At 41.6% G+C, this 7930-nt stretch carries 7 protein-coding genes and 1 tRNA gene; 6 read left to right on the top strand and 2 right to left on the bottom strand.

The window, feature by feature from the left end; genetic code table 11:
* Positions 1-84: 84 nt before the first annotated feature.
* The gene (locus AC55NX_RS20120; protein WP_496997349.1) at positions 85-657 is read right to left on the bottom strand and encodes a UPF0149 family protein; all 573 of its coding nucleotides are present in this window, start codon (positions 655-657) and stop codon (positions 85-87) included.
* 300 nt (positions 658-957) lie between these two features.
* Between AC55NX_RS20120 and AC55NX_RS20125 the strand changes: the two genes are divergently transcribed.
* The 4 genes from AC55NX_RS20125 (at position 958) to AC55NX_RS20140 (ending at position 4055) form a co-directional block, all read left to right on the top strand.
* Positions 958-1404, top strand: coding sequence for an L-alanine exporter AlaE (locus AC55NX_RS20125; RefSeq protein WP_059120546.1), 447 nt, complete (start codon positions 958-960; stop codon positions 1402-1404).
* A 161-nt stretch (positions 1405-1565) separates the two neighbouring features.
* Positions 1566-1653 (top strand) — tRNA-Ser (locus AC55NX_RS20130).
* Between the two features lie 262 nt (positions 1654-1915).
* The gene (locus AC55NX_RS20135) at positions 1916-2911 is read left to right on the top strand and encodes a ribonuclease T2 family protein (protein WP_496997350.1); all 996 of its coding nucleotides are present in this window, start codon (positions 1916-1918) and stop codon (positions 2909-2911) included.
* A 262-nt stretch (positions 2912-3173) separates the two neighbouring features.
* On the top strand, positions 3174-4055 hold the full coding sequence (locus tag AC55NX_RS20140; RefSeq protein ID WP_496997351.1) for a HEPN domain-containing protein: 882 nt from the start codon (positions 3174-3176) through the stop codon (positions 4053-4055).
* Between the two features lie 204 nt (positions 4056-4259).
* Here the strand turns inward: AC55NX_RS20140 and AC55NX_RS20145 are convergent, their stop codons facing one another.
* Entirely contained in the window at positions 4260-4976 is a 717-nt protein-coding gene (locus AC55NX_RS20145; RefSeq protein WP_496997354.1) for a tyrosine-type recombinase/integrase, read from the bottom strand.
* Positions 4977-5528: 552 nt separating this feature from the next.
* Here AC55NX_RS20145 and AC55NX_RS20150 point away from each other — a divergent pair.
* Together AC55NX_RS20150 and AC55NX_RS20155 are read left to right on the top strand one after the other, a co-directional pair.
* Positions 5529-6497: a DUF2971 domain-containing protein gene (locus AC55NX_RS20150; protein ID WP_496997352.1), complete on the top strand. Its 969-nt coding sequence runs from the start codon at positions 5529-5531 to the stop codon at positions 6495-6497.
* A gap of 497 nt (positions 6498-6994) precedes the next feature.
* Positions 6995-7921, top strand: coding sequence for a toll/interleukin-1 receptor domain-containing protein (locus AC55NX_RS20155; protein WP_496997353.1), 927 nt, complete (start codon positions 6995-6997; stop codon positions 7919-7921).
* Positions 7922-7930: the final 9 nt, after the last annotated feature.

A 7930-nucleotide genomic window follows, 5' to 3' on the forward strand; every position in this document is an offset into this window, starting at 1 on the left:
CAAGCCGATACCCTAGAAAAAACAATGCCGCTCTCCTTAAGTGAACGGTATTAGGCTGGTATAGCCTTCCTTTTTTAATCTGGTTTAACCGTCAGATTCAGCAATCGCCTGTGCACGCTGACTGAGACCGGATAACATCATTGGCATCGCCTGATAAATCTCTTCGAACTGAGCGATTGCATCTGCGCCAGCCTCATTTAATGTTACCAAAGAGGTTTCTGGATCATAGAGGATGGTCATCGAGAGTAAAACACCCCCGAGTAACGCTCCATTTTCCGTTTCCGGTGGCATGAGTGCTTCCCAGTCATCTTTGGTCAACTGCCAGCCTTGTAACATGCCTTCACAGAAGTCCCGGGTTGCCTGACTGACAATTTCTTCATCATCGAGCTGACATGATGTCGGCCATTGCCATGAGCCACTGAGTAATGATTCCCGAGCCGTATTCCATTGTTGAACGACATGTTGGCAATACATCTCAAGATGAGCGGGTTCAGCAAACGGTGCGACGTCACTCCCACCCCAAAGATAGGGGAGCCATTCTTCCGGTGAAATCAGATAAGGTGTTGCAGCGAGCGCGACAATAAATCCCGTCATCTGATGTTCATTGAGCAGTTGTTCGGGCTGTTCTACCGACGCAATAATTTCAGTTAGTGTCACATTCATGCTTCTTGATTAAATCGATTGAGTGGATGAACCATTATGGTATTTGAAATTGAAAGAAGTTGCGAGACATCCGATTCCGTTTCTTTAAAAACAGGTGGTTTTACAGGCGTTTGTTTTAATTTTGTTTCTTTATTTACAACTACTTAACCATTTATTTTTTGTAGTTTTTTATGCTGGTTTTGTGGTTTGATCTTGGTTTTATATTTAGTTAATTGTTTAATAAATGGTGATTAATTTTATAAATATTGTGTTTTAATGCGCATAAATAATGTTGCTTTTTTGAAGTGAGATGAAATGAAAAATAGCGCGCCTTTCTGTGTTCGCCATGCAGCTGCCGATACATTTGCAATGGTGGTATTCTGTTTTGTGACAGGCATGGGCATTGAGGTGTTTATCTCGGGAATGACGTTGGAACAGTCGCTATCTTCAAGGCTGCTTTCGATCCCAGTAAATATTGCCATTGCTTGGCCGTATGGAATTTTCCGCGATTTTGTCTTGAGATCCGGGCGGCGTATTTCTCCCAGCGGATGGATGAAAAATATTTGTGACTTGTTTGCCTATGTGGCATTTCAATCACCGGTCTATGTAGGAATCTTACTGGCGGTCGGCGCAACATCCGATCAAATTATCACAGCTGTCTCTACTAATGCGGTAATTTCTTGTGGTATGGGGGTCGTTTATGGTTACTTTCTCGATTGTTGTCGGCGTTGGTTCCGGGTGCCCGGTTATTATCATGTCTGATTCGCTTACGGTTTCAGCTTCAGATTGTTCAGTTAATCGGCCAATCAGTTAATTAATAACCATTTGATTGTCAAAGGGCAATTTTTACGATTTTTCTCCTTGACCTTCTTCCGAAGAATCATTAAATTAGCGCCCCGTTGGAACAATATTTTCAACAATTCGGTGAGTTGTCCGAGTGGCTGAAGGAGCACGCCTGGAAAGTGTGTATACGGCAACGTATCGAGAGTTCGAATCTCTCACTCACCGCCAAATTCAAGGCCGTAGACGTTCGTCTGCGGCCTTTTTCGTTTCTGAAATCCATACCGTAAAATCAATGTTGCAGCATGAAAATACATTGATGTGAAGTGTCTCGGGAAAAGGCCGCGGCATTGATTTAAACCGGTGAAAAAACAGTGTCATGATTATTTCGCAAAAATAATATGATACTAAGTTTTATTTAACTTCTTTCTTATTTAATTTGATATGTTTAATATTTCGACGCTTACACATATTTATATAGGAAATTTGTTAAATGAAACTAAAAACTCTGTTGGCTGTTTTTTCTGCCCTGGCACTGTTGTTCGGTGTTGTCGGGCAGAGTTCCGCGGTGACTTTCTCTGGTACTTTTTATGCCAGCCAGTCATGTCCGGCTTATCAATCAAAAAACAAGAAAACCAATCCTGGTAACATCTATCTGGTTTCCGGGCAGCCTTACCAAATTCGTGAGGCGAATAAAAATGACGCCACCTGGTACCGGGTGGTGGTTGAAAATGCTAATCCGCAGTTGCGTTGGGTCTCTGCCAGTTGTGGTGAGGTAAAAGGTGGTGATTCTTCTTCATCTGGCAGTTCGGGTTCTGGCAGCTGTTCAACGGCGGGTCAGGAAGACAGTTATGTCTTGGCTCTCAGCTGGCAGCCAGCTTTCTGTGAAACACACACGTCAAAGCCTGAATGTAAGGTCACGGATTCCAGCGCTTATCAGGCCGGAAACTTTACCCTGCATGGTTTATGGCCGAATAAAGCCTCTTGTGGCACAAGTTACGGATTCTGTGGCAGCTATTCTCACTCGGTGAGTCCTTTCTGCAGCTATGATGCGGTTCCGATGTCATCATCGACGCTGGCATTACTGGGACAATATATGCCAAGTGCAGCCTATGGTTCTTGTTTACAACGTCATGAATGGTACAAGCACGGTACCTGCCAGACGCAAAGAAACGCGGATGAATATTTTAAAACTGCAATTCGTCTGCAAAAAGAATTTAACCAGAATATCGCTTATTTCATGCAGGAGCATCTCGGTGAATCTGTCTCCACGCAGGACTTTTTTGATGTTGTGGATCAGGCGTTTTTCGACGAAGCGCATAAACGGTTACAGATTTCATGTAAGAACAGCAAATTAGTGGATGTCTATATTAATTTGCCGAAACAACTGGATGAAAATTCTTCCCTTGAAAGCTTAATGATGGATGCTGATCCGAAGTTTTCTAACCAATGTGGCAGCAGCTTCACTGTGGATGAAATCGGCTTTTAATCATCCGTTCTGACTGATAAAAAAGAAGGCGGTTTTCCCGCCTCCTTCTTGTGATTACATTGGTATAAAACCCGGTTCAATCCGGGTTTTATTTTTGAAGTCTATACCATAAAATCAATATTGCAGCATGAGAATACATTGATGTGAAGTGTCTCGGGAAAAGGCCGCGACATTGATTTAAACCGGTTAAAACTCGTAGACTTTTGCACGACACCCCGACACACTAGAGCCATGTTGGCTAACTGATTCAAATCATTCAGATATGAAGACTTCACTCGATCATCTCCCTGAACGTAAACAGCACGAGCTTGCGCTGATTTCAACCATTCTGCGCGATACGCTGGAAGAATACATCGTTGGCAAGCAGGGGAGTAAAGCCGAGTTCCGGATCCTGAAAATCATTCTGTTCGGCAGCCACGCCAAAGGCGGCTGGGTGAGCGATATTCCCAACGGCTATGTCAGTGATTACGACATTCTGGTGATCGTCAACAAACCCTCGCTGGTGGAAGAGGATCTTGTCTGGCGCAGGGCCGAAGAGCAGATCGACCGCAAAGTCAAAAGCGCACCGCTGGGGCTGATTGTGCATACTTTGGAAGAAGTGAATGAACAGCTCAGACAGGGTCACTATTTTTTCAAGGATATTCGCGAAGAGGGGATCGAAATCTTTGCTGCGACGCCGAAAGAACTGGCCGAACCGGGGGATCTTAGTGATGAAGAACGTCGTCAAATTGCCCAAGGGCACTATGATTACTGGTTTGAAAGTGCACAGCAGTTTTTTCATTTCTTTGGTCAGGCTCTTTCTGATAAGAAATGGCTGAGCAACGCAGCATTTCAACTCCACCAATCCACAGAGCGATTGTTCGCCTGTACCTTACTGGTTCTGAGTAACTACCTACCCAAAACCCACAATATCGAAAAGCTGAAAAAATACTGTGCCGAGCAAGATCTTGCTTTCGCTGATATTTTCCCGATGGACGACAAATTCCACCGCCGCAGCTTTCGCCGCCTGCAACGCGCCTACATTGACGCCCGTTACTCGATGCATTACGAAATCACCGAAGAAGAATTGGTGTATCTGCAAGGGGAAGTGGAGAAGCTGAAAGGGCTGGTGGAGAAGGTTTGTCTGACGCGGCTTGAGGGGTAATTCCACTTATTCAGCATGCATCGAAAATTATCTTCCTTCTTTATCCCTTTATCTTCATCCGCTAGCCAGATTGTTTTTTATAGTCGACTCCCCATTTACCGTAGGCATCACAGTGACTATTTGCTATAAATATATGCAATGAATTTATAATGTTTATACCCATATTTCGTATGCGAAAGAGCGGTAGCGTGGAAAAATGTCATGTTACACCATGAGATGTGAAAGCGGACTCTTTACACCACTTGCACCACGGTTGATCACATGCGTATAAATTTGGGTGGTTTTCACATCTGAATTCCCTAGTTGCTCTTGTACTGTGCGGATGTCTGCTCCTGATTTGAGTAAGTGTGTGGCAAAGGAGTGGCGCAATGTATGGCAAGAAAGTGGTTTACCAATATTGCTTCTGTCCGCTGCTTTACGAATCATTTTTTGTAACGATGTTTCATGAATATGGTGCCGATACCAGCCTTGCATAAAGCCATACGGGCTAAGTTGGCGGGCAGGAAATAAAAATTGCCAGATTCTCAGAGCACCGTAGTCAAAGTCGATATCCTTGATTCTTAAACGCACAGTTTCCATTAATCGTAGGCCTGAATCATACATCAATTGATATGGCAACAAAGAGTGAGGTGGAATGGACGAAAAGAGTAAGACGACTTCCGCAGGAGTTAACACTACAGGTAGTTTTCGACTTTTTGTTGAACGTCGAAAACGCAGATCAATGTCTAAAGGTTGCTCTAGAAAATCTCGATAGAGAAAGACCAAAGCGTTTAATGCCAAAGATTGCGTAGCAACAGCGCATTTCAGGTTAACGACAAGGTGCGTTAAAAAGTCCTCTACATGTGTATTTGCCAGATCTTTCGGGTGTCGGTTATTGTGAAAACGAATAAATTGCACCACCCAATAAAGATACGTTTTAATGGTTTTTCACGCGTAGTGACGAGCCAGCATGAACTCTTTTAACTACTATTGAAAAGCAGTTCTTGCTTTGGTTATATGAAGACTATACCCGCCGATTTGGGTACGGCGTCCGAAATATTGATAAATGTGATTTTTACACCACCTACAGCGTCGAACACCTACCAGATGAATTTTATGAGGTGAACAACGGCGTGGCTAAATCGCATATTCTTGAATATTCTAAGGAGTTAGAAGCAAAGGGTTTACTTCGCTTCGCCAAAGCGGGCTTGTATTCCATTTTACAAAAGAGGGATATGAAGCAGTTTCCGTTAGTAAGTGTCAGCGGTTCCTTAATGCTCTAAATCGGAATCCGGGCGCTTTTGCTTTGGCCGCCGCTATAATTTCAGTTGGGAGTCTTATCGTTTCAGCTCTGGCGCTTTGCAATGACTAAATCACATAACAAGCGCCTGTTGTCGCCCCTGCGGGGCTGGGACAGCCAAAAACGCTGTGCTTAGTCTGCCCCAAAGGCGGGCGTTAGCTTTACATTTTATATTTTACAAAGGTGTTAGATTAGTGTTGGGGAAAATATACAAGTACACTCCTTATAGAAGAGCGTTTTTTGAGAACTTGCTGATTCGAGGTAGTCAAAAATATGCTTTGAATGATCCGTTCGAGCTTCGTCCAAGCTCTAGTCATATAAGGAGTAAATCTAAAAAAGAAATATTTGATAAATTATCTAAAGCGTCTTATTTTGATTATTCGATAGTGTCACTTACAGAGACCAATAATAATCTACTAATGTGGTCACATTATGCAGATCAACATAAAGGAATTGTAATTGAGTTTGATTATAATTATCAAATCTTTGATTCATATAAAAGCTTCCCTGTATTTGACTTTGACAATGAAGAGGAGGCATACATAAAAAATAGCATAGAAACAGAACGAGTTAATAACATAAACTCAGGTAAGATACAAAAAGTATATTACAACAATATGAGACCAAATATTAAAAAATTCGATAGTATATTAGAGCATTTTTTAATAAAAAGTGATGAATGGATTTATGAGAAGGAACATAGAGTAATATTGCCGCTTGTTACAGCTGATTATATTATTATAAATAAAAAATATTTGCCTGATGTTGAGCTTTCAATTAGTAGTAGTGGCATTGAAGAGATAATTGATATCGGGGATACCATGGCTATGGTAAATATAAAGGATTGCATGTACAAAGATGCACAAGAGATTTTATATCATTGTTCTTCTCCATTTTTAACAGAAGAAGAGAATATTCAGACGTATATAGATGCTACATATTCTCAATATCTGCGTGATCTTTCAGAGGATCCAACTACTATCTTTTTGTATAAAGTTCCACCCAAATCTATTAAAAGTGTATATATGGGATGCCGCATGGAAGATCGCCATAAAAAGGAGCTAAAGTCGTTGTTGAGGAATAACTCGCAACTAAAGCATGTAAAACTATATGAAACTAGCACAAGCCAAGATAGGTTTGAGCTGGAGTTTAAAAAAGCATAACAAGATAATTGGACTCCCGCTCTAATGACCGACTAACCTTTTTAGGCAAGTCAAAACTTTGGGAGAACGGCATGGGTACTACGATCATTGGGGTTCTACCCCGTATCAACACCAACGTAGATATTTTGATTCATTTTTGTATTCATAATAAGCTAACTCTTGCTTGCATAATGTGGGTTCGAGACCCAGAAGACTATTCGAGTGTGGTGCTTGGAGTCCTATGCAGCGTTTGTTCTTGTTACCGGTCTCTCAATCGAGGATCCAACGCTGCATCGAACTGCTGTATAGAAAGCTTTAGTTGCTGCTAAAGCCTGGGTCTCACTTTATCAGAATTTAGATATTTATTATCCATACAAACCGCTGCACGCCGACACATGTTGCTACGCTCGTTTTTGTGTGTCGCTGCGCTCCATTTTACACAAAAATGCTCTCCTCAATATGTGCGGGTGAGCGGGGCATTATGTGCTTCAGCACTATTATTAATCAAATGAGGGTATATGAACGGAATTGAAAAAATAGAGTTTCTTGAAAAGCTCGGTGTTGAACTGCAATCACGAATGACATTTGATGAAATTGATATGTATTTTTCGGGGCATAAAATCGACCTAAAAAATATGAACCCAAACACTAACAGTAAGCGAATCTACGCTAAAGATGTACTTGCAAAAGTTGATGAAGATGTGTTGTTTAGAATCGCAAGTGAGTTGGGTGTTGATACCCCTTCTTCGACTAAAACTGTGGAAAATGCGACATTCTGGAAGGCTGGTCACTTCCGTCTATTTTTAAGTCATTTAGCAACATTCAAAGTACAAACATCCCGCCTTCAATCTGCTTTACGACGTTATGCGATTTCAAGTTTTGTGGCACATGAAGACATAGAGCCTACAAAAGAATGGCAAAGTGAAATTGAGGCTGGCTTGCACACAATGGATGCTCTAGCTGCTATTTTGATGGATGGCTTTAAGGAAAGTAACTGGTGTGCTCAAGAGGTTGGAGTTGCAGTTGGGCGTGATGTTTTAATTATCCCTGTACGTAAAGGACTAGACCCATACGGTTTCATTGGGAAATATCAGGGTATTCAAGCCGCTAATAAAAGCGTTGCTGAAGTGGCTGACGCAATTTTCAGAACATTAGTAAAATCACCGAAGACCAATGCCAAAATTCTTTCAGCTCTATCAAGCGCAATAAGCCAAGCGACGGATATTGAAGACGCATTGGACAAAGTCAGAACCATGAAGTCTATTGATAGTATTTCGACTGAGATTTTAGAAAATCTAAAGCAGCAAGTATCAGAAAATAAAATTTTAGTCAACTCAAGTGACTTTATTAACTCGCTTAATAGCATGCTATCTAAATTCAATGTTCCAAACATTATTCTATTTTCTCAACCTAAGCAAGAAGAGTGGGATGATATACCATTTTAGAACAGCACA

This window comes from Vibrio rubrogenes (genome assembly GCF_059641415.1).